The sequence below is a fragment of the Rhizobium sp. SRI_017 genome, assembly GCF_057586295.1.
The window spans coordinates 54166-78182 of the sequence record NZ_JBYCZP010000003.1 but is presented as its reverse complement, the minus strand read 5'-3'; the positions used below and the strand labels follow the sequence as shown (position 1 = coordinate 78182).

Annotated in this window: 20 protein-coding genes; 6 read left to right on the top strand and 14 right to left on the bottom strand. The window is 62.1% G+C overall.

The window, feature by feature from the left end; translation table 11 throughout:
* Positions 1-4: 4 nt before the first annotated feature.
* From AC2YI2_RS08100 to oiaX, 6 genes are all read right to left on the bottom strand, one after another.
* The gene (locus AC2YI2_RS08100) at positions 5-1189 is read right to left on the bottom strand and encodes a malate--CoA ligase subunit beta (RefSeq protein ID WP_487385951.1); all 1185 of its coding nucleotides are present in this window, start codon (positions 1187-1189) and stop codon (positions 5-7) included.
* A gap of 12 nt (positions 1190-1201) precedes the next feature.
* Positions 1202-2143 (bottom strand): HpcH/HpaI aldolase/citrate lyase family protein, encoded by a 942-nt coding sequence (locus AC2YI2_RS08095; protein ID WP_487385950.1) that lies wholly within the window; start codon positions 2141-2143, stop codon positions 1202-1204.
* 21 nt (positions 2144-2164) lie between these two features.
* The gene (locus AC2YI2_RS08090; protein WP_487385949.1) at positions 2165-3355 is read right to left on the bottom strand and encodes an aminotransferase class V-fold PLP-dependent enzyme; all 1191 of its coding nucleotides are present in this window, start codon (positions 3353-3355) and stop codon (positions 2165-2167) included.
* Between the two features lie 252 nt (positions 3356-3607).
* The gene (locus tag AC2YI2_RS08085) at positions 3608-4249 is read right to left on the bottom strand and encodes a LuxR C-terminal-related transcriptional regulator (protein ID WP_487385948.1); all 642 of its coding nucleotides are present in this window, start codon (positions 4247-4249) and stop codon (positions 3608-3610) included.
* Between the two features lie 218 nt (positions 4250-4467).
* On the bottom strand, positions 4468-5763 hold the full coding sequence (locus tag AC2YI2_RS08080) for a four-carbon acid sugar kinase family protein (protein WP_487385947.1): 1296 nt from the start codon (positions 5761-5763) through the stop codon (positions 4468-4470).
* 199 nt (positions 5764-5962) lie between these two features.
* On the bottom strand, positions 5963-7219 hold the full coding sequence (oiaX, locus tag AC2YI2_RS08075; RefSeq protein WP_487385946.1) for a 3-oxo-isoapionate-4-phosphate decarboxylase OiaX: 1257 nt from the start codon (positions 7217-7219) through the stop codon (positions 5963-5965).
* A 154-nt stretch (positions 7220-7373) separates the two neighbouring features.
* Here oiaX and AC2YI2_RS08070 point away from each other — a divergent pair, with 154 nt between their 5' ends.
* Both AC2YI2_RS08070 and AC2YI2_RS08065 read left to right on the top strand, forming a co-directional pair.
* A complete protein-coding gene (locus AC2YI2_RS08070) occupies positions 7374-8093 on the top strand; it encodes a transcriptional regulator NanR (protein WP_487385945.1) in 720 nt (239 codons plus the stop codon).
* A gap of 172 nt (positions 8094-8265) precedes the next feature.
* Complete coding sequence (locus tag AC2YI2_RS08065) at positions 8266-9198, top strand: dihydrodipicolinate synthase family protein (RefSeq protein ID WP_487385944.1); 933 nt, start codon at positions 8266-8268, stop codon at positions 9196-9198.
* A gap of 9 nt (positions 9199-9207) precedes the next feature.
* Here the strand turns inward: AC2YI2_RS08065 and apnL are convergent, their stop codons facing one another.
* The 8 genes from apnL to AC2YI2_RS08025 all read right to left on the bottom strand — a co-directional run bounded on the left by apnL (position 9208) and on the right by AC2YI2_RS08025 (position 19511).
* Positions 9208-11079, bottom strand: coding sequence for a D-apionate lactonase (gene apnL / locus AC2YI2_RS08060; protein WP_487385943.1), 1872 nt, complete (start codon positions 11077-11079; stop codon positions 9208-9210).
* Positions 11076-12113: a Gfo/Idh/MocA family protein gene (locus AC2YI2_RS08055; protein ID WP_487385942.1), complete on the bottom strand. Its 1038-nt coding sequence runs from the start codon at positions 12111-12113 to the stop codon at positions 11076-11078. The genes apnL and AC2YI2_RS08055 overlap by 4 nt, the downstream gene beginning before the upstream one ends.
* A gap of 224 nt (positions 12114-12337) precedes the next feature.
* Positions 12338-13402 carry an ABC transporter permease gene (locus AC2YI2_RS08050; protein WP_487385941.1) on the bottom strand — a complete coding sequence of 355 codons (1065 nt, stop codon included), beginning with the start codon at positions 13400-13402 and terminating at the stop codon, positions 12338-12340.
* Positions 13402-14946: a sugar ABC transporter ATP-binding protein gene (locus tag AC2YI2_RS08045; protein WP_487385940.1), complete on the bottom strand. Its 1545-nt coding sequence runs from the start codon at positions 14944-14946 to the stop codon at positions 13402-13404. The genes AC2YI2_RS08050 and AC2YI2_RS08045 overlap by 1 nt, the downstream gene beginning before the upstream one ends.
* Before the next feature lie 2 nt (positions 14947-14948).
* Entirely contained in the window at positions 14949-15587 is a 639-nt protein-coding gene (locus tag AC2YI2_RS08040) for a DUF2291 family protein (RefSeq protein ID WP_487385939.1), read from the bottom strand.
* 71 nt (positions 15588-15658) lie between these two features.
* Entirely contained in the window at positions 15659-16600 is a 942-nt protein-coding gene (locus AC2YI2_RS08035; RefSeq protein ID WP_487385938.1) for a substrate-binding domain-containing protein, read from the bottom strand.
* A 123-nt stretch (positions 16601-16723) separates the two neighbouring features.
* Positions 16724-17551 (bottom strand): phosphogluconate dehydrogenase C-terminal domain-containing protein, encoded by an 828-nt coding sequence (locus AC2YI2_RS08030; RefSeq protein WP_487385937.1) that lies wholly within the window; start codon positions 17549-17551, stop codon positions 16724-16726.
* 259 nt (positions 17552-17810) lie between these two features.
* Complete coding sequence (locus AC2YI2_RS08025; protein ID WP_487385936.1) at positions 17811-19511, bottom strand: dihydroxyacetone kinase family protein; 1701 nt, start codon at positions 19509-19511, stop codon at positions 17811-17813.
* A gap of 186 nt (positions 19512-19697) precedes the next feature.
* Between AC2YI2_RS08025 and AC2YI2_RS08020 the strand changes: the two genes are divergently transcribed.
* The 4 genes from AC2YI2_RS08020 (at position 19698) to glgX (ending at position 23962) form a co-directional block, all read left to right on the top strand.
* Positions 19698-20474 (top strand): DeoR/GlpR family DNA-binding transcription regulator, encoded by a 777-nt coding sequence (locus AC2YI2_RS08020; RefSeq protein ID WP_487385935.1) that lies wholly within the window; start codon positions 19698-19700, stop codon positions 20472-20474.
* Positions 20471-21241, top strand: coding sequence for a triose-phosphate isomerase (locus AC2YI2_RS08015; protein WP_487385934.1), 771 nt, complete (start codon positions 20471-20473; stop codon positions 21239-21241). Before AC2YI2_RS08020 ends, AC2YI2_RS08015 begins: the two co-directional genes overlap by 4 nt.
* Positions 21242-21253: 12 nt before the next feature.
* The gene (gene derI, locus AC2YI2_RS08010) at positions 21254-21712 is read left to right on the top strand and encodes a D-erythrulose-4-phosphate isomerase (RefSeq protein ID WP_487385933.1); all 459 of its coding nucleotides are present in this window, start codon (positions 21254-21256) and stop codon (positions 21710-21712) included.
* 165 nt (positions 21713-21877) lie between these two features.
* Positions 21878-23962 carry a glycogen debranching protein GlgX gene (gene glgX / locus AC2YI2_RS08005; RefSeq protein ID WP_487385932.1) on the top strand — a complete coding sequence of 695 codons (2085 nt, stop codon included), beginning with the start codon at positions 21878-21880 and terminating at the stop codon, positions 23960-23962.
* Positions 23963-24017: the final 55 nt, after the last annotated feature.

Below are 24017 nucleotides of genomic sequence, written 5' to 3'. Positions count from 1 at the left end.
CTCCTCAAGCAGCCTTGTTTGCAGTGAATGTACGCCACGCCCCGACGGCCTTGGCGGCAGCCTCGGCCAACGTTTCCGCGACGATGATGTCTTCGCCTGATTCAGCGAGAATGCGCCGACCCTCCTCCATGTTGGTGCCGGACAGGCGCACGACGAGCGGAACGGGCACGCCGACTTCGCGCAACGCCTTGATCACGCCCTCGGCCACCCAGTCGCAGCGATTGATGCCGGCGAAGATGTTGACGAGGATGGTCTCGACATTCTTGTCGCGCAGCACCGCGCGAAAGCTCTTGGCCACGCGTTCGGGGGACGCGCCACCGCCGATATCGAGGAAATTCGCGGGCTCGCCGCCGGCGATCTTGATCATGTCCATGGTCGCCATGGCGAGGCCGGCGCCATTGATTATGCAGCCGATATTGCCGTCGAGGCCGACATAGGACAGGCCGCGGTCGGAGGCAAAGGTCTCGCGCGGGTCTTCCTGGCTCTTGTCGCGCATCTCGGAAATATGCGGGCGGCGGAAGAGCGCATTCTCGTCAAAACTCATCTTGGCATCGAGCGCCACGAGGTCGCCGCGCTTGGTGACGACAAGCGGATTGATCTCCAGCATCGAGGCATCGTATTCGACGAAAGCGCGGTAGCAGCCGAGCAGCGTCTGTGTTGCACGGCCGATCAAGGCATTGTCGAGACCGAGGCCAAAGGCGATTTCGCGGGCGGTGAAATCAGCCATGCCGACTCCGGGATCGACCGTTGCGCGGATGATCGAATCCGGCTCGGCTTCGGCAATCTCTTCGATCTCCATGCCGCCGGAGGACGAGGCGACTATCATGATCCGCTCGGACTTCCGGTCGAGCACGAAGCCGAGATAGATCTCGCGATCGATATCCATGGCTTCCTCGACATAGAGACGGCTGACCAGCTTGCCCTGGGGGCCGGTCTGGTGCGTCACCAGCTTGCGGCCGAGCATGGCGTCGGCAGCTTCGACGATCTCGTGATCCGAAGAGCAGAGCTTGATGCCGCCCGCCTTGCCGCGCGCGCCGGAGTGGATTTGCGCCTTCACCACCCAGCGGTCGCCACCGATCTCGCTTGCGCGATAAGCCGCCTGCTCGGGGCTGTAGGCCAGCCCGCCGCGCGGAATATGGATCTGGTAGCGCGAGAGAAGTTCCTTGGCCTGATATTCATGAATGTCCATAGCGTGCTCCTCTCAGCGGCCGGATGTGATGGCGTCGTGGGTGGCGAGCACATTGCGCGCCATGCGCTCCGATGCGGCATCGATCATCTTGCCGTCGAGCGATGCGGCACCCTTGCCTTGGCTTTCGGCGACCTTAAGCGCATCGATGATGCGGCGGGCGCGGTCGACCTCCTTTTCCGGCGGCGAGAAGACCTCGTTGGCAAGTGCGATCTGGCTTGGATGGATCGCCCACTTGCCCTCGATGCCGAGGGCGGCGGCACGGCGCGCACCGGCCTTGTAGCCATCCGGGTCGGAGAAATCGCCGAACGGCCCGTCGATGGCGCGTAGGCCATAGGCGCGGCACGCAACCGTCATGCGCGACAGGCCGAAATGCCACTGGTCGCCGGGATAATCCGGGTTCAGGCCGCCGATATTGACGGTGCGGGCCTTGAGGCTCGCAGCATAGTCGGCGACCCCGAAATGCAGTGCTTCCAGCCGGCCGCCATAGGACGCGATCGCCTCGACATTGGCCATGCCAAGCGCCGTCTCGATCAGCGCCTCAAGGCCGACGCGGGTCTCATATCCCTTGGCGATCTCGATCTGGTTGACCATGGCCTCGACCATGTAGAGGTCCGCTGGCACGCCGACCTTCGGCACCAGGATCGTGTCGATGCGGTTGCCCGCCTGCTCCATGAGGTCGACGACGTCGCGATACATGTAATGGGTGTCGAGGCCGTTGATGCGGACAGAGATGGTCTTGCCGCGGGCACGCCAGTCGATCTGGTTGAGCGCCTGGACGATATTGGCGCGGGCGCGCTCCTTGTCCGGCGGCGCCACCGCGTCCTCGATGTCGAGAAAGATATAGTCGGCGTCGGAGCTCGCCGCCTTCTGTATCATCTCGGGGTTGGAACCCGGCACGGCGAGCTCGCTGCGCTGCAGGCGAAGCTTTCTGAGGTGATTGATCGTATGGCTCATTTTCGTCCTCCCCTTTGTCTCTCAAGCCGCCTTGGCCATCGTGGCCGCCGTCGCGGAGCGGAACTGGCCGATCGCAGCGCCGACACCCGAACCAGCCTCGATCTTCACGCCGCAATCAAGCAGCGTCAGCTCGGCGACGCCGAGGGCTGCGAGCACCATGCCTTCATTGAGCGAGCCGAGATGCCCGATGCGGAACACCTTGCCCGCGACCTTGGCGAGACCGCTGCCGAACGAGGTGTTGTAAGTGCTGAAGGCGTGCTTGATCAGCTGAACGCCATCGACGCCTTCAGGCAGGCGAATCGCCGAAACCGTGTCGGAATGCCACTTTGGTTCGGTCGCACAGAGTTTCAGGCCCCAGGCCGAGACCGCAGCGCGAACGCCATTCGCCAAGTGATGGTGGCGGGCGAAGATGTTTTCGAGGCCCTCTGCGAAGATCATGTCGAGCGAGGTGCGAAGGCCGCGCAGCAGCTGGGTCGGCGGCGTGTACGGGAAATAGCCCGTGTCGTTGGTCTTGATCATGTCCTCGAAGGAGAAGTAGCAGCGCATGTGCTTGGCGGTCTTCGAGGCCTCGAGCGCCTTCTGGCTGACCGACAGGAAGCCGAGGCCGGCGGGCAGCATGAAGCCCTTCTGCGAACCAGAGACGGCGCAATCGACGCCCCATTCGTCCTGACGGAAATCGATCGAACCGATCGAGGAGACGCCATCGACGAAGAGCAGCGCGGGATGGCCGACCGCGTCGAGCGCGGCGCGGACAGCGGCGACATCGGAGGTCACGCCGGTTGCGGTCTCGTTCTGGGTGACGAACACGGCCTTGATCTGATGCTCCTTGTCGGCGGCCAGCTTCTCGGCATAGAGCTCGACGGGCACGCCGGTGCCCCATTCCATGTCGAGGCAATCGACCACGAAGCCGAGCCGCTCGGCCATGTCGACCCAGAGATGCGAGAACTGGCCGAAGCGGCTCATCAGCAGATGATCGCCGGGCGAGAGCACATTGGTCATCGCCGCTTCCCAGGCACCGGTACCCGAGGACGGGAAGATGAAGACGCGACCGTTCTGGTTCTTGAAGACCTTCTTGACATCGTCGAAGAGCGGCAGGGTCAGTTCCGGATAGCTGGGGGACCGCATGTCCTCCATCGGCAGGTTCATTGCCTGGCGGACCTGTTCGGGAATGTTGGTGGGGCCGGGAATGAAGAGATGATTGTAGCCTGGCATGGTTTCCTCCTGAACATGCGGTCCGCGAACGGACATTTCCTCGACGCCAAGACTGCGCTCGAGAAAAGCGCTCCGCCACACTCGCCCGGGCAGAAAAGAATGCCCGTCGGGTGGTGGGCTGTCGTCGCTGACGGGTAGCGGGTTTGAGGAAACGGGTAGTCGGGACCTACCCGTAGTGCGATCAAGAAAGCCTGCGGTCACACTCCGGAGATGTCGATTTCCAGAGGGCAAATTCGATCAGTTTTGGGAGCTTCAGCTGAGCTTGCGCCGACGCTCCTTGGCGTAGAGAACGACGGCCATGGCGCGGTTGCGCACCTCGAGCTTCTCATAGAGATTCTTGAGGTGATACTTCACCGTATTCTCGGAAATGCCTGTGCGGCTGGCGATTTGCGTATTCGACCAGCCGTTGGCGAGCATGCCGAGCAACTCCGTCTCACGCGACGTGAGATGCTGGAACGGTGAGTGGGAGATTTTCGACAGCACCGTGTAGGGAATGCACATCCGGCCATTCATCACTGCGGTCAGTGTCGTGAAGAGGATTTCCGGGTCTTCGAACTGATAGCACAGCCCGTTAATGCCCATGCGAATCGTCTCGTTGACGACGGACGGCGTGTTGGTGTCGGCGAAGAGCACGATCCGGGGATCGAGCCCGCACCGCCCGAGATCGGTGAGCACGTCGGGTGCTTCAGCATCATCAAGCTGCCAGGAGAGCAGCACGCAATCTGCCTTGGTCGAAGCCAGTTTTGCGCAGAGCTCCTTCGAGGTCCGGGCGGTATCAGCGATAACAAATCTCGGATGTTGCGCGAACAATCCGCGCAAGGCCGCCACGACGAGCGGATTGCGTTCCGCAATCAGCACCCGCCCAACAGCATCGCCTGCGCTGGATGACGTCATTCCTCGCTCCCGATTGGCCAGGCCCTCCCGCCTGCATATTAGAAGCGTATCATCGAAAAACCTGCGCCCTGCGCGACACGCGACGCTTTCTGTTCAGAATTCGCGACGTAAATCGAATAAAATACAGTCTGAGACGCGGCCGGACCATGCCCGTCGTCGCGGCAGGGCAAGCGAGAATCTCTGCGCCGCCTGAATAGTATTGCGGTCCGTCGAAAGCGTCAGGGCCGCCCGGCACGTATCATCGAGAAATAATCGTCGCCGCCAACCTGGCCGCCCTTGAGCGCAATCTGAAGGCCATCGGCGGCCCCACCATGAGCGACGCAGAGCGGAGAACCCGGCGTTTGCGGCAAGGGCATGCTCAATGTCAGGGCCGATATCCCCATCTCCCCCAGCGCGTGACTCGACGTATCCCCGCCCGCCACGACGGCGCGCTTGAGCTTTCCCCGCTCGACCAGCTGGCTCTGGATTTTTCCGAGCGCACGGCCAAGCCGCTGGCGCGCCATGCCATCAAGCGCCGCGCCACGATCCGCCGCCGGGCCGAGCGCGGTATAGAACAACACGCTCCGCCCCTCGCCCAGAACCTTGAGGCCGGCGGCCACTGCGTCATCGACCATCGAGCCTCCCTCGTCGCCGGTGAGCGCCAGCGGATCTAGCGTGATGCCATCGAAACCGTTGGCCAGCGCATGCCGGATCTGCCGCTCGGTGGTCGGAGAGACACTGCCGGAGACGACAGCGATCTGGTCGACGGGGCCAGCGACGGCGAAACTTGGCTTCTTGCCAATCAGCCCGGCATCGCGCCAGGCATGGATGAGGGCATATTCGACGCCCGAGGAGCCGCAAACAAACCGACCGCCCTGCCGCAGCCGCTGCCAAAGCAGTTTGCCCGCAGCAGCCTGCGTCACCTGGTCAAGCACATCGAGTAGGAGGATCGCGGCGTCGCCGATCTCCGGGTCCCCCAGGATGGCGATATTGTCGATCAGCGCTGAAGAGAGTTCGGACTGCAGCGCGAGATGCGTCAAGACATCGGCTTCATCCATCGGCGTCACCGGATGGCGCGACATCACCGGATGCCGGTCGATGCGGTAGTTGCGCCCCTGATAGGCGGCAAAGAGCTGGCCGAACGCGGTGTAGCGGCGGATCTGCGGCGCACCGACGATCAGCGGTACGGTCGCCTCGCCGAAGACCGCCCTGCCGATCTCGATGGCACGGCCGATGCTGCCGACATGGGGCGCAGAGTCAAAGGTCGAGCAGACCTTGTAATGGCAGAGTTCGGCGTCGAGCGTCTTCAGCCAGGCAAAGGCTTCGCGGAGGTGGACATCCATCCAATCCGGCATCTCGCTTCGGCTCGTGCCGGCGAGGCCGAAAGCGCGGGCGGTCGAGAATCGGGAAAGCAAGGCGTCGTCCGGCCTCTTCAGGAACAACACGGTCTGGACGCCATTCGAGGCCAATGCCTCCATGACGTCAGTGGAGCCGGTGAAGTCGTCGCCATAGTAGCTGATCAGGGGTTTGGGCACTGTTGAATCCCGTTCAGTCGTTATCTGTTGTGCCGAGACCCCTCCCAAACCCTCCCCAAAAGGGGGAGGGCTTAACCTAGGTCACCCGCATTCAGCTCCATCATCGTCTCGGCTCGCTGTGCGCTTGAGCGAGGGCAACGAGGGTGCGGCCAATTAAGCCCTCCCCCCTTGTGGGGAGGGTTTGGGAGGGGTCTTGCTGTCAAGCCCCCTTGCCATCCGCAAACTTCTCAATCGATTGCCTGAGTTCGACATGCTCCCGCGCATAGTCCTCGAGCGCAATCCCAGCCACCGCCGCCTCCCAGGCCTGCTTCACCGCCTTCACGCCGGCGCCCGGACCTCCGGGATGGCTGACGATGCCGCCGCCGCAGAGATAGAGCAGATCGGTCGAACCGCCTGTCGCCTTGATCGTATCCGGCGCCTGCCCGCCCCACTGCCCGGAGCCGATCACCGGCAGTGCCACGTCCCTGTCCGAAAACACCGGCGTGGTCACCGCCTTGTAGGACCGAACAAAACTCTCGTCCGGCTCCCAGTATTTCACGCCGATGCCGTTGATCTGGAATTGGTCGACGCCCAGCAGGCGCCAGAACTGCTGCCAGACGGAGAATTCGAAACCAAGGCCTGCATGACGGGTCAGGATATCCCAGCCATTGCGATGGGCGTGCAGCACCAGCCCCGACCGTTTGCGGAGGAAGGACATGCCGCCGAAACCGATCGAATTGATGTTGACCACGGCGCAATTGCCGCCGGCCTTCAGCACCATGTCATGGTTCCGCATCATCTCGTCCGGGTCGGCATGGCTGATGCCGAAGGCATACATGACCTTCTTGCCGGTCTTCTGTTCGTGATCGAGGATGAGTGGCATGATCGCCTTCACCCGCTCGCTGAGCGGCGCATAAGCCGGGCTCATCAGCTTCTCGTCGTCCTTGATGAAATCGACGCCGGCTTCGATGAGTTCGCCGACCATCTCGGCCGTTTCATGTGGCAGGAGGCCGAGCGCCGGCTTGACGATGGTGCCGATGATCGGCCGCTCCCTGACGCCGGTCAACGCGAAGCTGCCGGGAACGCCGAATTGCGGACCGGGATGCGCCGCCGCGAACTCCCGCGGCAGCTTCATGTCGACGATCCGGATGCCGGTCATGCCTTTGATCGAGAACACGCCGCCGATGGCGATCGTCATCAGAGCTGCGAAATCGGTGCCGACGGCATCCATCGGAAAGTCGATATCGACATCGGCGCGATTGAAGTGCGTGGCGCTGCCTGCCTCGTCCGGGAAGGAGGCGTGATCGGTCGGCGGCAGCGCGCGAATACCGGAGACGCGGGCCGCGACCCGCGCCTTTAGCTCTTCGGTCTCGCCGGGCAATGCCACGAAGGTGCCCGTCGACTGGTCGCTTGCGATCTTCGTCGCCATGGCCTCCACGGACCCCGGCGTTTCGATCCTGTAGGTCAGGCGGATCACCGTTTTTCCTCCGGCCGCCAATAGGCGCGGCTTGTCAATTTCTGGCCACTGGTATAATGAGTATTCAAGTCAAAACAAGTGCCCATTTCCGCGGAATTGCATTGGCAGCGGCATTTTCTATGCATAACTACGCCGGGAAGAATTCGAGGGGCCCATGAGTCTGCCGAACGAGCGCATCGTCCGCACAAAACTGTCCGACGAGGTGTTTTCCCGCCTCAAAGCTCTCATCGAGAATGGTGAACTCAAGGCCGGCGACGACATGCCCTCGGAGCGCGAGTTAATGGAACGCTTCGGCGTCGGCCGCCCCGCGATCCGTGAGGCGATGCAGGCACTCGCCGGCAAGGGACTGGTGGAAATCTCCCACGGCGAACGCGCCAAGGTGCTGCAGGTCACGGCGGAATCGATCTTCCGCCAGGTCGACCTGCCGGCCAAGCTGATGCTGTCGGGATCGTCGGATTCGCTCGAATATCTCAAGAGCGCCCGCATCTTCTTCGAGCGCGGCATGGTGCGCGAGGCGGCGGCCAGGGCAACGGCGCAGGACATCATTGAACTCCGCGAACTGGTCGAGAAACAGAGCCGTAATATCGGCGATTCCGAACTCTTCATCGATGCCGACATGGCCTTCCACCAGAAGATCGCCCAGATCTCGGGCAACCCGATCTTCGCTGCCGTCTCGGGAGCGATGCTGGGCTGGCTCAAATCCTATCACACAGAAATGCTGATCTGGACCGGGCGCGAAAATTTCACGCTCGCCGAGCATGAGGAAATCATCCGAATGATCGAGAAGGGTGACGCCGATCTCGCCGAAAAGGCGATGATCAAGCATCTCGAACGGTCGCGCGCACTCTATGCGTTGAAGAACAACAAGAGCTGACCCCCCTTCTGAAATATCTGCGCGCTGAGTTCGAGCGAAGCTGATAATCTCGCGTTGTCAGCATTTTTCATGCTGCAGTATTTTTCCCATCGACAGCGCAAATTCCATCTGATATATCAGATGCATTCCGCAGAGATGGCCGACTGGCCGGTTCAGAGATCAGGAGAATTCCATGGCAGAATCTGTTTTCACTGGCTGCATCCCGGCGCTGATGACGCCCTGCAATGCCGACCGCACGCCGAATTTCGACCTGCTGGTCAAGAAGGGCAAGGAGTTGATCGCCGCCGGCATGTCGGCGGTTGTCTATTGCGGCTCGATGGGCGATTGGCCGCTGCTGACAGACGAAGAGCGGCAGGAAGGCGTGCGCAGGCTTTGCGAAGCTGGCGTTCCGGTCATCGTCGGCACCGGCGCGATCAACACCAAGTCGGCCGCCAGCCATGCGGCGCATGCGGCCAAGGTCGGCGCCAAGGGCCTGATGGTCATCCCGCGCGTTCTCTCGCGCGGCTCGTCGGTCTCCGCCCAGCGCGATCATTTCTCGGCGATCCTCGAAGCCGCAAAGGGCCTGCCCGCCGTCATCTACAACAGCCCCTATTACGGCTTCGCCACCCGCGCCGACCTGTTCTTCGACCTGCGCGCGCGCTTCCCGAACCTCATCGGTTTCAAGGAGTTCGGCGGCAAGAAGGACATGACCTACGCGGCCGAGAACATCACCTCGGGCGACGATAGCCTCACGCTGATGGTCGGCGTCGACACCGGCGTCTATCACGGCTTCGTCAATTGCGGCGCCGGCGGCGCGATCACCGGCATCGGCAATGCGCTGCCCAAGGAAGTGCTGCACCTCGTCTCTCTCTGCGAGAAGGCCGCCAAAGGCGACGCCAAGGCCCGCCGCGAGGCGCTGGAGCTGGAGGAGGCGCTGACGGTGCTCTCGACCTATGACGAGGGTCCCGACCTCGTGCTGCATTACAAGCATCTGATGGTGCTGAATGGCGATGCGGAATACACGCTGCATTTCAACGAGACGGACAAGCTGAGCGCTTCGCAGCAGAAGCATCTGGAGAACCAGTATGCGCTGTTCAAGGCATGGTACGCCGCGCGCTATGAGTAGTTCGAAAACCTACTCGAACACGATCTCGGCGCAGCCATAGGCGCCGAGGTCAAGCATATCGGCCGCCGGAATATCTCGCGGCACGGCCGAAAGCAGGGTGATCGACCGGGCTTTCACGCCAAGCGCCACGGTCTGGTTCTCCGGCGTGATATTGGCGAGCAGCAGCCGTCCGGGTGCGGCCAACCCCAATACAGCATCAGGCCGCGACGTTTCCACCGCATGATAGGCTTTGCCCGACAAAGCACCGAGCCGCGCGATGACATGCGCGAGCGGGCGGAACTCGCCTGCTGCCGCGGGCTCCCTCTCGCCTGCAATCAGTCCAGATGAGCCGGCTAGAGTCGAGAGTGTCAGCACTTCGAGCCCGGCCGAAGCCACCGTCGCCGCATAAGCCAGCGTCCACGCCGCACCGTACTGCCCGTTGTGGCGCGGATCGACATTGGCCATGGGAATGCGCGACAGGCCGGGATTATCCTTCGTGGCGCTGCCATAAGGGTTCTGCCGCATGGCGATGGTAGAGGGACCGATGCGGTAGGGCGTGTCGCCATAGATCGCGCGCGTCGAGGCGGTCACGAAGCGAAGCGCCTCGAAGGTCTGCATGACCGAGAGGTCATCCGCCGCATGCACGATCGGGTTCGTGCAGTGGCTGACATAATCGATGAGGTCGCCGGGCACGCGCTTGCGGTTCAGCTCGGTGAAGTAGCTCATCATGCCGCCGCCGAGCCGCACGCCGGGGAAAGCAGCACGCGCTGCGGTATAGACATCCTCAAGCGGCGGGCATTCCGGCCACTTACTACCCGGCGGGGTAGATTGACGATCGACTGAGGGGCAGACGAATAGCGTATCGAGCATCAGCCCGGCCCGTTTCACCAGGCCGGCATATTCCGACAGTTCCTCACCCAGTGGGCGGCGGCATGGAACGGCGAGTTCCAGCGTGACCTTGAGCCCGGACCTCGCAGCAATGTCGGCAAAGCCTTGGAGCGCTGGCAAACCGTGCCCGGCCACGGGATCGAAATGCGCGATCAGATGCTTCGCGCCGATTCTCGCCAGGTTATGAAGCGCGGTACCTTCCTCCGGAAAGCATTCGGGCCTCAGGCCGACGCCAATTTCCGGCATCCGTAGCGCTGTCGGCGTGATATTCAGCGCCACCGCGTCCGTAGCGACCCGCGCGGCTGGCGCATCGGCAGCACCGAAGATGGTCACTGTTATGCGCTGGCTGAACATCTCGCCTTTCTTGATCCGATAGGGCCACGGCAAGGCCAGCGGCCGGACATAGGTCTTGTAGGAACCATCCGTCCAATTGCGCTGGTCCTCCATCTCGAAGACATCGCCTTCGAACGCTGTCGCGACGGCGATGCCGGGCGCGACACGATGAATGAGCAATGCAATATCCTGAAACGGCTGCCAAGGCTCGATGCCATAGGGCCAACGTGCCTGCTCTACGCTGCCGTCCGAATGGCGAACTTCGACAGGTTGGCCGGCAACACCGACCAAAGGATGCAGGACGGCAAAGCCCGCGCGCGCGGTCTCAAAATCGGCATCGCTCACACAATCGGCGGAGAAACCAAGGCTATCGGGGGTGCCCGAAATGGCGAATGTACAATCAAGATTGGCGCCATCGGGAGCCGTGAAGCGGGCCTTGTAGGAGACAGAAAAGCTGCTGGTACCGCCGTCTATGGCGAGATTTGCGATATCGGCGGCACAGGTGCCCCAATCCTTGTCACGGACCAGGAACGACACCGCGCGCAGCACTTCGTGACCGTGAAAACGAAGCATGCGGAGATTGCCGTCCTGAAGCGTCACCGCAAGCGGACCGGCTGTGAGAATGCGGCTTTCAGGTTCGCGCTCATGGGTGCCGTAAAGCCGAAAGCCGTCGTCGCTCATCCCAGCAGATCCTTGAGGTCGATGGTCTTGCCGGTCTCGGCGCTGAGATAGGCCGCATCCACAAGCGCGAAGGTCTTGAGGTTGTCGTGACCGGAGGTCGCAGGTTCGGTGCCTGCGGCGAGGCTCTCGATCCAGTGCTTTTCGATATTCGCCACGCTTTCCTGGATATTGTGCCAGGGCTTGCTCGCCCAGGGCAGCAGTTCGGGCTCAACGTCGCGCCTGACAGTGCCGGCGGTCTTGCCATGCACGACCAACTTGTAATCCTTCGTAAGACGGATCGTGCCTTCCGTGCCGTCGATTTCGACAAAGGTTTCCGGAAACTGCTCCTCGGGCAGGAAGGTGCTGTAGCTGCAATCGACAACCGATGTGATTCCGTTCGCATGATCAAGCAGCATCGTCGCCACGTCCTCGCCAGCTATGTCCGGCCGGACCCGCACCGTGCGCGCGGTCAGCCGGTCGACATCGCCGAACAGGTAGCGCGCGATATCGAGGACATGAATGCCGAGGTCTTCGACGATGAAGCGCTTGCCCTTGGCGAGATAGGGCTGTCCGGCAAACACGTCGTAACCAGAGCGGAACGACACGCGGCCCCAGAAGGGCTGGCCGATCGCGCCGCTGTCGAGCGCCTCCCTGACGGCCATCAGCGGCGTCTGCCAGCGGAAATTCTCATGCACCATCAACGACACGCCGGCATCGTCGGCGGCCTTCACCATGGCCTTCGCGTCATCGAGATTGAGCGCGAATGGCTTCTGGCAGATGACAGGCACCTTGTGGCGCGCCGCAAGTTCAACCAGCGGCCGGTGGCTGCCGACGGTGGTGGCTATGTCAACGAAATCAAAGCCGCCTGCGAGAAACATCTCTTCGGCCGACTGATAGCGTCGCGCCACGCCGAACTGGTCGCCGACGATCCGGAGCCGTTCGGGATCGCGGTCGCAGATCGCCACGATCTCCGCGCCTTCGGCATCCTTCCAGCCATGCATCTGGTTGACCGCGAAGAAGCCGCAGCCGATCAGAGCGCCTTTGAACATTGTCATTCGATCCTCTCCCACAGCCTGCGATCGACAGGGCCTTACCCCTCACCAACTTCGGCCAAGAACTCACTGCGTTCGTTCGACCTTAATATCCTCTCCCACAAGGGGAGAGGTAGAATTGCGACGCCCGCCTCCCCTTTACCTCTCCCCTTGTGGGAGAGGATAGCAAGTCCGCGAGAGGCGCAGCCTGTCGCTGGACGCGCTTGGTGAGGAGTGAAACTATATACTCAACCCGCCTTGGCCATCTGCATCAGCGTCACCCGCTGCTGCAGCCGCCGCTGCGCCTGGTCGACCACGACGGCCACGATGATCACGAGACCCTTGATGACCATCTGCCAGAACGAACTCACGCCCATCATGACCAACCCATCGGAGAGAATACCGATCACGAAGGCACCGATGATCGTGCCGCCGATCGTGCCACGTCCTCCCGACATGGATGTACCACCGAGGACGGCTGCCGCGATAGCGTTCAGTTCCAGGTTGGTGCCCGTGGCCGGATGCGAGGCCATCAGTTCCGAGGAAATGACCAGGCCGACGATCGCCGCGCAGAAGCCGGAGAACATGTAGACGAACATTTTCACGCGGTTGACGCGGATGCCCGACATGCGCGCCGCCCGCTCGTTGCCGCCGACGGCGAAGATATGCCGGCCGAGGGGCACGAAGCGGGCGAAGTAGGCTGCACCGAGTGCCACGACGACCAGCATCCACACCGAGACCGGCAGGCCGAGGATCGTACCCGAGCCAAACCAGGCAAAGCCCTGATTGCCATAGTCTTCCCGACCTGTGAGATTGGGCAGCGTCTGGCCGTCGGAATAGAGCAGCGCCGCACCGCGGGCGACATAGAGCGTTCCGAGCGTGGCGATGAAGGGCGCGACGTTGAGACGGGTGATGAGCAGCCCGTTGATGGCGCCAATGACGATGCCGACGATGGCGACGATGACCGCGACCTCGACGATGTTGAAATAAACCGTGTAGCCGATCGGCAATGCAATGCCGTACATGATGAGCCCGCCGGCGATCATGCCACAGAGGCCGACGATCGAGCCGACCGAGAGGTCGATGCCGCCGGTGATGATGACGAAGGTCATGCCGATCGCGAGGAACGCATTCTGCGTCGCGTGCTTCGACATCAGGATCATGTTCGCCGTGGAGAGGAAATTCGGCGCGAAGATCGAAAAGAAGATGATGACGGCGAAAAGCGCGATGAAGGTGCGAAGCTTCATCAGCGTAAGGAGGATCGATCCACTATTGAGGCGCTCGGGGCCAACAGTTTGTGTTGCTGTCGTCATCACGCGGATATCCTTCTGGTCTTGTGGCCTTCGGCCGAGGCCGAGACGATCATCTCTTCGGTGGCATCCTTCCGGTCGACTGTTATGACCAGCCTGCCGTTGCTCATCACGGCGATGCGGTCGGAGAGCGCCATGACCTCCTCGAGGTCGGATGTGGAAAACAGGATTGCGAGCCCCTCGCCCGCAAGCCGGCGCATGGTGCGGAAGACGTCGGCCTTGGCGCCGACATCGATGCCGCGGCTCGGCTCGTCCATCAGCAGCACCTTCGGCCCGGTCATCAACGCCTTGCCGATCACCACCTTCTGCTGGTTGCCGCCGGACATGGAGGTGACGTCGAGCTCCGGGTTCCTCGCCTTGATCGACAGGTTTTTGATCGCATCGGCGACCGCCTGCTTTTCGCGGGAGAGATCGATATGGAAACCGGCCTTCACGAACTGGCCAAGGCTCGCCATGGACAGATTGCTCGATATCGACATGGACTGCACCAAACCCTCGCGCTGCCGGTCCTCGGGGATCAGCGACAGGCCTTCGCGGATCCGCCGCGTCGTCTCGCGCCCCTTCAGTTCCTTGCCTTCGACGAAGACCTTGCCTGTGGAATGCTCGTGCCGGCCCATCACGCATTCGAAGAATTCGGAACGCCCGGCGCCCATCAGGCCATAGATGCCGAGGATCTCGCCCTTGCGGACCGAGAGCGACACGTGATCGACCGCGTAGCCGCCCTGGGCGCGCGGCAAGGAGATATCCTCGCTGCGGAACACCTCTTCGCCCACCGCGTGTTCACCCTGCTTGGCGAAATCCTTGGCGTCGGAACCGATCATCGAGCGCACGATCCAGCGCGTGTCGATGTCCTTCACCTTGGCATGACCGGTGATCTGGCCATCCTTCAACACCGTTATGTAGTCGCCGATCCGCATCAGCTCTTCCAGGCGATGCGAGATATAGACGATGGCGACTCCCCTCGCCTTGAGATCGGCGATGACGCGGAACAGGATATCGACCTCGGCCGCCGATAGCGCCGAAGTCGGCTCGTCCATTATCAGTATCTTCGTGTCGAGGGACACAGCACGCGCGATCTCGACGAGCTGCTGCTGGCCGATCGGCAGGTCCTCGGCCAGCGTGTCGGCCGAGATGCCCGCTTCGAGACGATTGAGAAATTCATTGGCCTTCTCGACCTGGGCCTTGTGGTCGATGCCCCTGATGCCACGGGTGATCTCGCGCGTCGCAAAAATGTTCTCGGCGACCGAGAGATTGCCGAACAGGTTGAGCTCCTGGAAGACGATGCCGATGCCATGGCGCACCGCATCCGCCGGGCTGTCGAGATGAATGCGCTCGCCCTCCATCCAGATTTCGCCCAACGTCGGCTGTTCGACACCGGCGATGAGGCGCATCATCGTCGACTTGCCGGCGCCATTCTCGCCGACCAGCACATTGACCGCGCCGCGCCTGAGCTTGAGGTCGGCCTTCTTCAGCGCCACAATGCCGGAATAGGCCTTGGTGATATCCTTGAGTTCGAGAATGACGTCGCTGTCGTCGGTCTCCGCCATGGTCATCCCCCGATCGTGATCGTGGCTGGGACGAATTGCGGCAGCTGGCCCTTCGATGGCAACGGATAGGCCCCGGTCGCCGTGAGCTTCTTGCCGGTCAGGCCCTCGCGCGGTAGCTTCTCGAGCAGCGTTTTGTTGACATGCGTGTTGAACGACTTGCCGAACTGCGCCCACTCGATCTGGTTCTTGAACTCGTTGAAAGTCACGAAGTCGAGGCTATCCCGCAACGCCGTGCCGCGGATCGCGGGGCCGATCGAGACGCGGACATCGGCTTTACTGTCACCGTCGACATCCACATCGACATAAGCGGCGCGCGACTTGGTCTCCTCGGCAACGATTGTGCCATCGACCTTGGCGACGAAGGTCCAGGGCGCATTGCCTTCCTTTTCCTTGTGGCCGTATTTCGCACCCGCCGCGTCGACGTCGGAGGCGACGAGGGCCGCGACATCCTTGAAAGCCCCGGCGCGCTGGTCAAGATAGGCCACAACCTTGGCGTCCCAAATCTCGGCGACCCGCTTGTCGGGATCAAATGCGCCCGCGGCCGCTTCCTTTTCCTGGTCGGCAGTCTTGATGAACTTGCAACCGGACAGGCCAAGCAGGCTCGCGAGCGCGACCGCGGCGGCGGCCTTGAAGTGAGGCATTCCAGTCTCCATCGACACCAGTCAAACGCGAGGCCGGGTTTGACCCTGCCTCGCGCCATCCCTCGGGAGGATTATTCGCTCAGCGCGAAGGTCTCGAGCTTGCCGGCATTGTCGGCATTGACGAGCACGCAATCCATTAGCTGCTTCTCTTCGGCCGGCTTCTTGCCCGTGGTGATGAAGTCATGGGCCTGCTGCACTGCCATCTGCGCCTGGGCGAATGCCGGCTGCAGGACGGTCGCCTTGATGCCGCCCGCCTTGATCGAGTCGCGAACGTCATTGGAACCGTCGAAGCCGACGACGATCACGTCCTTCTTGCCGGCGGCCTGGAGTGCCGCGATCGCGCCCATGGCCATCGTGTCATTGCCGGCGATCACGCCCTTGATGTCGGGATTGGCCTGGAGGATAGTTTCCATCTTCGAATAGGCCTCGGTCTGGCTCCAGTTGGCCGACTGCTGCGCGACCATCTTCAGATCAGGATATTCGTCGATAACGTCGTGATAGCCCTTGGAGCGGATGCCGGCATTGGTGTCGGATTCCTTGCCGACGAGCTCGACATAATTGCCCTTCTCGCCCATCAGCTTGACGAATTCTTCGGCACCGAGCTGCGCACCCTGGTAGTTGTTCGAGACGATCTGGGAAACCGCGACGCCGCTGGCATTGATTTCGCGGTCGATCAGGAAGGACGGAATGCCGGCGTCCTTGGCCTTCTGCACGGCAGCGACGGACGCGTCAGCGCCGGCATTGTCGAGGATGATGGCCTTGGCGCCGCGGCCGATCGCGGTGTCGATCAGCTGGCTCTGCTTGTTGGCATCGTCATCGTGAACGAGGACCAGAACTTCGTAGCCGAGTTCCTTGGCCTTCTGCTCGGCGCCGACAGCCTCGGCCTTGAAGAACGGGTTGTCGTGGCTCGGCGTGATGATGGCGATAAGGTCGGCGGCAAAGGCCGGCATCGCGACGCTGGCGGCCATGATGGCGGCGAAACCGGCGATCGTCAGTCTACGAGTAATGTTCATGCTTTTCTCCTCCTTGTAAGGCACAGGAACCCTCCGGGCGCCTCTCCACTGAAACGACCGATCCGGTGCAATTCGAAATGTGCGGGTCAGGACCCGGGATGGGCGGCCTTCGCCACCATGCAATCAGGTGATGCGCTGGATGCTGGCGGCGATTTCTTCGGGTTCGAAGACGCGCTTCCAGTCGTCCTTCATCAGAACGGGCTTGCCGAACTCGATCGCCTTGTTGCAGGCATCCGAAAACACACCCTGGACTTCCTCGAAAATCACGGCGCCGAGCACGTTCATATGGCCGAGCAGGAAGTCGCGGGCGGCCTCCTTCGGCACGCCGCGGCGCACGCATTCGTCCATGGCTTCGCGCATGACGACGAGCAGCGACGCGCAGACGGTTTCGGAGAGGCCCGGCTCGAGCAGCGCCATCTGTTCAACGGTGACGCGATGCGAGCGCATGACCGGCGCCCAGATCGTCTTGGCGATCTCCTCGCCGACGGCATAGGCCTCTTCCGGACCCTGCATCAGGGCGGAGACGATGTGCTGCTTGGCATGGATGCCGCCGAAGTGATCCTTCTTCGCCGCCATGTCGGTCTCGTCGTTGAAGATCGGCGGGTGGCAGGGATGGGTCACGAAATAGGTGAGGTCCGGTCGATCCGGAAAGTGGCCTGCGAAGGGCGCGGCTGCATCGAGCGCCACGAGCATCATGCCGGCCTTCAGCTTGTCATTGATCGACGCCGCAACCTTGCCGATCGCCGTATCTGGCACCGCGAGAACGACGACATCGGCGCCGTTGAGCGCCGTGTCGACATCGACGGTGGAAATGCCGAGTTCGTTCTGAAGGCGAGCCTTGCCCGCGTCGCTGACCTCGACATGGCGCACGTCGTAGCGCGAGCCCTTGAGGTTCTTGGCCAGCCGGCAGCCCATCTTGCCGCCGGCGCCGAACAGCGCGATCGATGTCATCTAAGACCTCCCTATATCCGTCCCCGGCGCCAAGCGCCGCAGACGGAGAGTATCATCATTCATGGGGTCGTCATAAAACGCAACTGGTATAACATGTCAATGACTATTTCTGTAGTTATGTGATATCCAATGTGATTATCACAGAGGATCGCGCGATATCGATCCGACCCGATGGATCGGACGGTTGAAAATCATGATTGCTTGGAAATGCGGAAACGCAGGCGGATGAGGGGCAGTGTTCAGCTTGGCAACACAGATCTCAGAGCAGCCCGGCGATCGTCTTAGCAATCATGCCCAGCGACGTCGCGCCCGCGTCAGGATGGCCAACGCTCCGGTCTGCAAGAGGGCGCGCCCGGCCGAGTTGTGGCCTGAGCGGCGCCGTGGCCCGTGCCGCCTCTTCGCAGACCTCGGCCGCCTTCGACCAAGCCTTCGCGATCGGTGCACCCTCGCCCAGTTCCTTCTCCAGTGCTTCGACGAAGGGCACGAAGGAATCGACCAGCGTCTTGTCGCCTGGCTTTGCGCCGCCGAGGCGCATGACATCATCGAGCGCCAACCGTGCGCCTCGGACGATATCGGCATCCTCGATCGGCGCTTCATCCGAGAAGGCCGAACTCCAGGAACGCAGCATCAGGCCCCAGATGGCACCGGATGTACCTCCTGCGCGATCGGCCCAGGCATCACCCGCCGCGGCCAACGCGCTTCGGGCACCGGCCCCCTTTGACACAGCCTGATGGATCGCCTCACGCGCGGCGGTGGCGCCGCGGCGCATGCCCTGGCCATGGTCGCCGTCGCCTGCAAAGGCGTCGATGTGGCCGAGTTCGGTCTCCGCCTTGGAAAGAGTCTCGACGAGGGCGTCAATCACACCGGACAGGCATTGGGCACCCTTGCGCGAGCCCTGAGATGCTGGTCCGAAGGTTGGCTCCGCGTCATCGGGTCCAGGCACAAAGCCCGTGGGCTCGGTTGCGAACGTCGCCCCTCGCCGGAAGACCGGCGTATCGCAAGGCGCAAGCCAGAATCGTTCCAATTCCTCGTCGAGCCACATGACCGTCAGCGAGCAGCCCTGCATGTCGAGGCTGGTGACATACTCCCCGCATTCCGGCGCCACGAGATCGACGCCCGCCGCCTGCAATTGTTTCTCGACTGCACCCCAGAGCACGAAGAGCTCTTCATACTTCGTGGTACCCAGGCCATTGAGCAGCACACCGGCACGGCGTGCGCCGTCCGGGCGTTCGGCGAGCACCGTGTCAACCAGGAGCTTCGCAAGCTCGCTTGCCGTTGCGATTTCCGTATCGCGAATGCCCGGCTCACCGTGGATGCCGAGGCCGAGCGCCATCATGCCCTTGGGAACCGTGAAGAGCGGTTCTGTCGAACCCGGCAGCGTGCAGCCGCCGAAGGCCACGCCAAAGGAGAAAGTCCGGTCGTTCGCATGCCGGGTCAGCCGCTCGACATCGTCGATCGCAAGACCAGCCTCGGCCGCAGCCCCCGCCACCTTGAAGACGACGAAATCGCCGGCAATGCCGCGGCGCTGCAAATGCTTGTCCGCCGGGCCGCTCGCGACATCGTCTGTCACCGTCACGATGCGGACGTCTATGCCCTCCGCGCGCAGCCGCTCCGCCGCCACGCCGAAATTCAGCACGTCGCCGGCATAGTTACCGAAGCCGAGAATGATGCCGCCGCCATAGCTGGCATTGCGGCAAACCCGCGCCACAGCCGCCGTTGAGGGCGAGGCAAAAATCTCTCCCGCCACCGCCGCGTCCGCCATTCCAGGACCGACATAACCGGCGAAGGCCGGGTAGTGACCCGAACCGCCGCCGACGATGACAGAGACCTTGCCACCAGGCACTTTCGTCGACCGCACCACGCCGCCCTTCACCAGCCGGACATAGCGCTCATAGACCCGCGCGAAGCCCGCAAGCGCCGAAGACGCAAATGTTTCCGGATCGTCGACGATCTTGGTCATCCCACTCCTCCACCGGCGGCTCGCCCTCCACGGCAACGCTGCTCCGGGCCAGAAGAAGCAATATCGACAAAGTTGTCAACGCCGCCGATCGAGCAGAAGAAAATCACAATATCACATGATTCATGTTACATTCGCGATCGATTGTTGTTATAGGAGCATCCGACCCGACCCGCCATGGGCGCACCGATGAAGCGCGAAGACCGCAGACAGGCCATCATAAATCTCCTCATCGAGAGCCGCGCCGTCGATCTCGACGATCTCGCCACGCGTTTCGCGGTGTCCCGGATGACCATCCATCGCGATCTCGACGATCTCGAACAGGCCGGCGTGCTGCGCAAGGTGCGCGGTGGCGCGACGATCGACGCCGGCACGCAGTTCGAGAGCGATTTCCGCTTCCGCGAATTGCAGGAGGCCGATGTCAAACGCGCCATCGCCGAGGCTGCGGCCGAGCTCGTTGAGCCGGGAATGACCGTGATGATCAATGACGGCTCGATGGCATCGGTGCTGGGTGATGTGCTGGCGCGCCGCAAACATGTCACCGTCATCACCAACAATGCGGCGATCCTTGAACGCAGCAAGGGCGAGAGCGGCGTGACGTTGATCGGCCTCGGCGGCCTCTATTCGTCGAAGTTCAATGCCTATTTCGGTATCGTCACCGAAGGGGCCCTGTCTCGCCTGCGCGCCGACATCGCCTTCATCTCGGCGCCTGCCGTCTCCGGCCGCCTCGCCTATCACATGGACGAAGCGGTGGTGCGGACCAAGCGGGCGATGATGGCGTCGTGCCGCCAGAGCTGCCTGCTCATCAACAGCCGGCGGTTCGGCCACACGGCGCTGCATGTTCTCGCGGATCTCAAGGAGTTCGACACCGTTATCTCCGACAGGCCGCTGCCGCATGAGACATCCGTGGAGATCAGGGACGACGGCACCCTGATAAGAATTGCATCGAACGAGGAAACGACATGACCACCAAGCGCCACGTCTGGATCGGTACCAGCTGGAAGATGAACAAGACCCTCGCAGAGGCGAAGGCCTTCGCCGAGGGACTAAAGGCGGCCGATGGCAAACGCGATCCCCGCATCCAGCGCTTCGTTGTTCCGCCGTTCACTGCCGTCCGGGAAGTGAAGGCGATGTTGCAGGACACATCCGTCAAGGTCGGTGCCCAAAACATGCACTGGGCCGACGAAGGCGCCTGGACTGGTGAGGTCTCGCCGCTGATGCTCAGGGATTGCAACCTCGATCTCGTCGAACTCGGTCATTCGGAGCGCCGCGAGTTCTTCGGCGAGACAGACGAGACCGTCGGCCTCAAGACCGAAGCCGCTGTCCGCCATGGCCTCGTGCCGCTGATCTGCATCGGCGAAACCCTGGAAGACCGCGAGAGCGGACGGGCGGACGAGGTGCTGGCCAGGGGGGTCCGCGGTGCGCTCGGCAAGCTGACCGGAGATCAAAAACAAGCACCCATCCTGCTCGCCTATGAGCCGGTCTGGGCGATCGGAGAACGCGGCATCCCGGCGAAGTCCGACTATGCCGATGCCCGCCACGCCGAGATCGCCAAGGTAGCGGAAGACATACTCGGCCGCCGCATCCCCATTCTCTATGGTGGCTCGGTCAATCCGCAAAACTGCGAAGAACTCATCGCCTGCGATCATATCGACGGGCTCTTCATCGGTCGTTCGGCCTGGAAGGTCGAAGGCTATCTGGACATCCTGGCGCGCTGCGCCGCAACGATTTGAAAGGACACGACAATGAAACTCGCTGTAGCCGGAGACAGTGCAGGCGAAGGCCTGGCCAAAATCCTCGCCGATCACCTCAAGGACCGCCACGAAGTGCATGAAGTCTCGCGCACCGATGCCGGACCGGACGCCTTCTATGCCAATATCTCGGACCGCGTCGGCTCGGCTGTCCTCAAGGGCGAATACGACCGGGCGATCCTGGTCTGCGGGACCGGCATCGGCGTCTGCATCTCGGCCAACAAGGTGCCGGGCATCCGAGCGGCGCTGACCCACGACACCTATTCGGCCGAGCGAGCGGCCCTGTCGAACAACGCGCAGATCATCACCATGGGCTCGCGGGTCATCGGCCCGGAACTCGCCAAGGCGATCGCCGATGCCTTTCTCGCTCAGACCTTCGACGAGAACGGACGATCGGCAGGAAACGTCAACGCCATCAATGACGTCGACAAAAAATATCACGGCGATCGCTGATCGCGGCGATATCGGAACCCTACCCGGCGCAGCGCCTGCGCCGGCAGAAGACTCGGCTACAGGATGGGCGCTAGCTCCCGTCCTCAGTCTGTTATCGAGCGATGCCCTGGAACCAGCTGGCCCACCCCGCCGTTATTGCGCAGCGCAATATTCCAGGGGATGCAGATGGACGCCAAGGTGTCGCAATATTCAGTTCAAGCCGGTCAATCAGGCCCGCTCGGCGCGACGCTTGTCGATGGTGGGGTCAATTTCGCGGTCTTCTCAGCGCATGCGGAGCGCATCGAACTCTGCCTGTTCGACCCATCCGGCACGATCGAGATGCAACGGATCACCTTGCCGGAAAATACGCATGAGATTTTCCACGGCTTCGTCCCCGGCCTCTCGGCCGGTGCGCTCTATGGCTTCCGCGCCTATGGCCCCTTCGATCCCGAAAACGGCCATCGTTTCAATCCCAACAAGCTGCTCGCCGATCCCTATGCGCGTGCTTATTACGGCACGCTTGCAAAATCGGATACGCATTTTGGCTACGACCTGCTGGCAGAAGAAAGGGACCTGACCTTCGACGAGCGCGACAATGCCCGCTTCATGCCGAAATGCCGGGTCCTGGCACCGCGACGTCAGACCAACCTTATGACGCCAAAAATCTCCTGGCCGCGGACCATGATCTATGAAACCCATGTGAAGGGTTTCACCAAGCTCAATCCTGATATTCCCGAGGAATTGCGCGGCACGTTCGAGGGCCTCGGTCACAAGGCGGCTATCGACTACATCAAGAGTCTCGGCATCACTTCGGTCGAGCTCATGCCGGTCCACGAGTTCTTCGATGACTTCCACCTCGCCGACAACGGGCTAACCAATTACTGGGGCTACAATACCTTCGGCTTCTTCGCGCCGGCATCGCGCTATTTCGGACCTGCCGGACGCGACGGCTTCGTCAGCATGGTGCGCGCCTACCACGACGCCGGCATCGAGGTGATCCTCGACGTAGTCTACAATCACACCGCCGAAGGCAACGAACTCGGCCCGACGCTGAGCTTCAAGGGCCTCGACAATTTCTCCTACTACCGCACCCTGTCGGACCAGCATCGCTACTACGTCAATGATACCGGCACGGGAAACACGCTCAACACCTCGCATCCGCGCGTGCTGCAAATGGTGATGGATTCGCTCCGCTACTGGGTGGAGGACATGGAGGTCGATGGCTTCCGCTTCGATCTCGGCACCATCCTCGGCAGAGAGCCCGAGGGATTCGACCAGCGTGGCGGCTTCTTCGACGCGATCATGCAGGATCCGGTGCTCGCACAGGTCAAGTTGATCGGAGAACCCTGGGATATCGGCCCGGGTGGTTATCAAGTTGGTGGCTTCCCGCCCGGCTGGGCCGAATGGAACGACAAATATCGCGACAGTGTACGCGAGTACTGGAAAGGCGACGAGCATACCGCATCCGACTTCGCCGCGCGCATCCTCGGCTCCGGTGACTACTACGACCAACGCGGTCGGCGGCCATGGTCGAGCGTCAACTTCATCACCGCCCATGACGGCTTTACGCTGGGCGACCTCGTCTCCTACGACCATAAGCATAACGAAGCGAACGGCGAGCACAACAAAGACGGCCACGACCACAACCGCAGCCACAATTACGGTGCGGAAGGTCCGACAGACGATCCTGAAATCAACGACATCAGGGAGCGTCAGAAGCGCAATTTCCTGGCAACCCTGTTCTTCTCGCATGGCACACCGATGCTGCTCGCCGGCGATGAAATTGGCCACAGCCAGTCCGGCAACAACAATTGCTATTGCCAGGACAATGAGTTGACCTGGTTGAATTGGGGCGATCTCAACGGCGCCAATGCCGAACTGCTTGAATTCACGAAGAAGGTCATCGCGCTGCGCAACGCGCAGCCTCTGCTCCGGCGCGAAAACTGGCGCGACGGAATGAACGTCAACTGGTTCACCTCGGCAGGCGGCGAACAACTCCCCGAGCATTGGCATGACGAGCCGACACTCTGTCTTCACCTCGAGCGCAAGGACCTGCGCGACAAGCCGGATTGCTGGGCAGAAGTGCTGATGATCTTCAATCCGCAAAATGAAGACATCTCCTTCAACCTGCCCGACTTTGGCGAAGAGGACTGGAGCTTTGCGCTCGCCACAGCGCCCACGCCTCTGTCGGAAGGCCCAGTGAAGGCACGCAAGCCGGTACTGGCCAGGGCCCGCAGTTTCATGCTGTTTCACCGCAACGGCAAAGCATGAGCGCCCGCGATCTCTCCCGTGGCGTCACTCGCGACCTGTATGCCAATATTGTCGA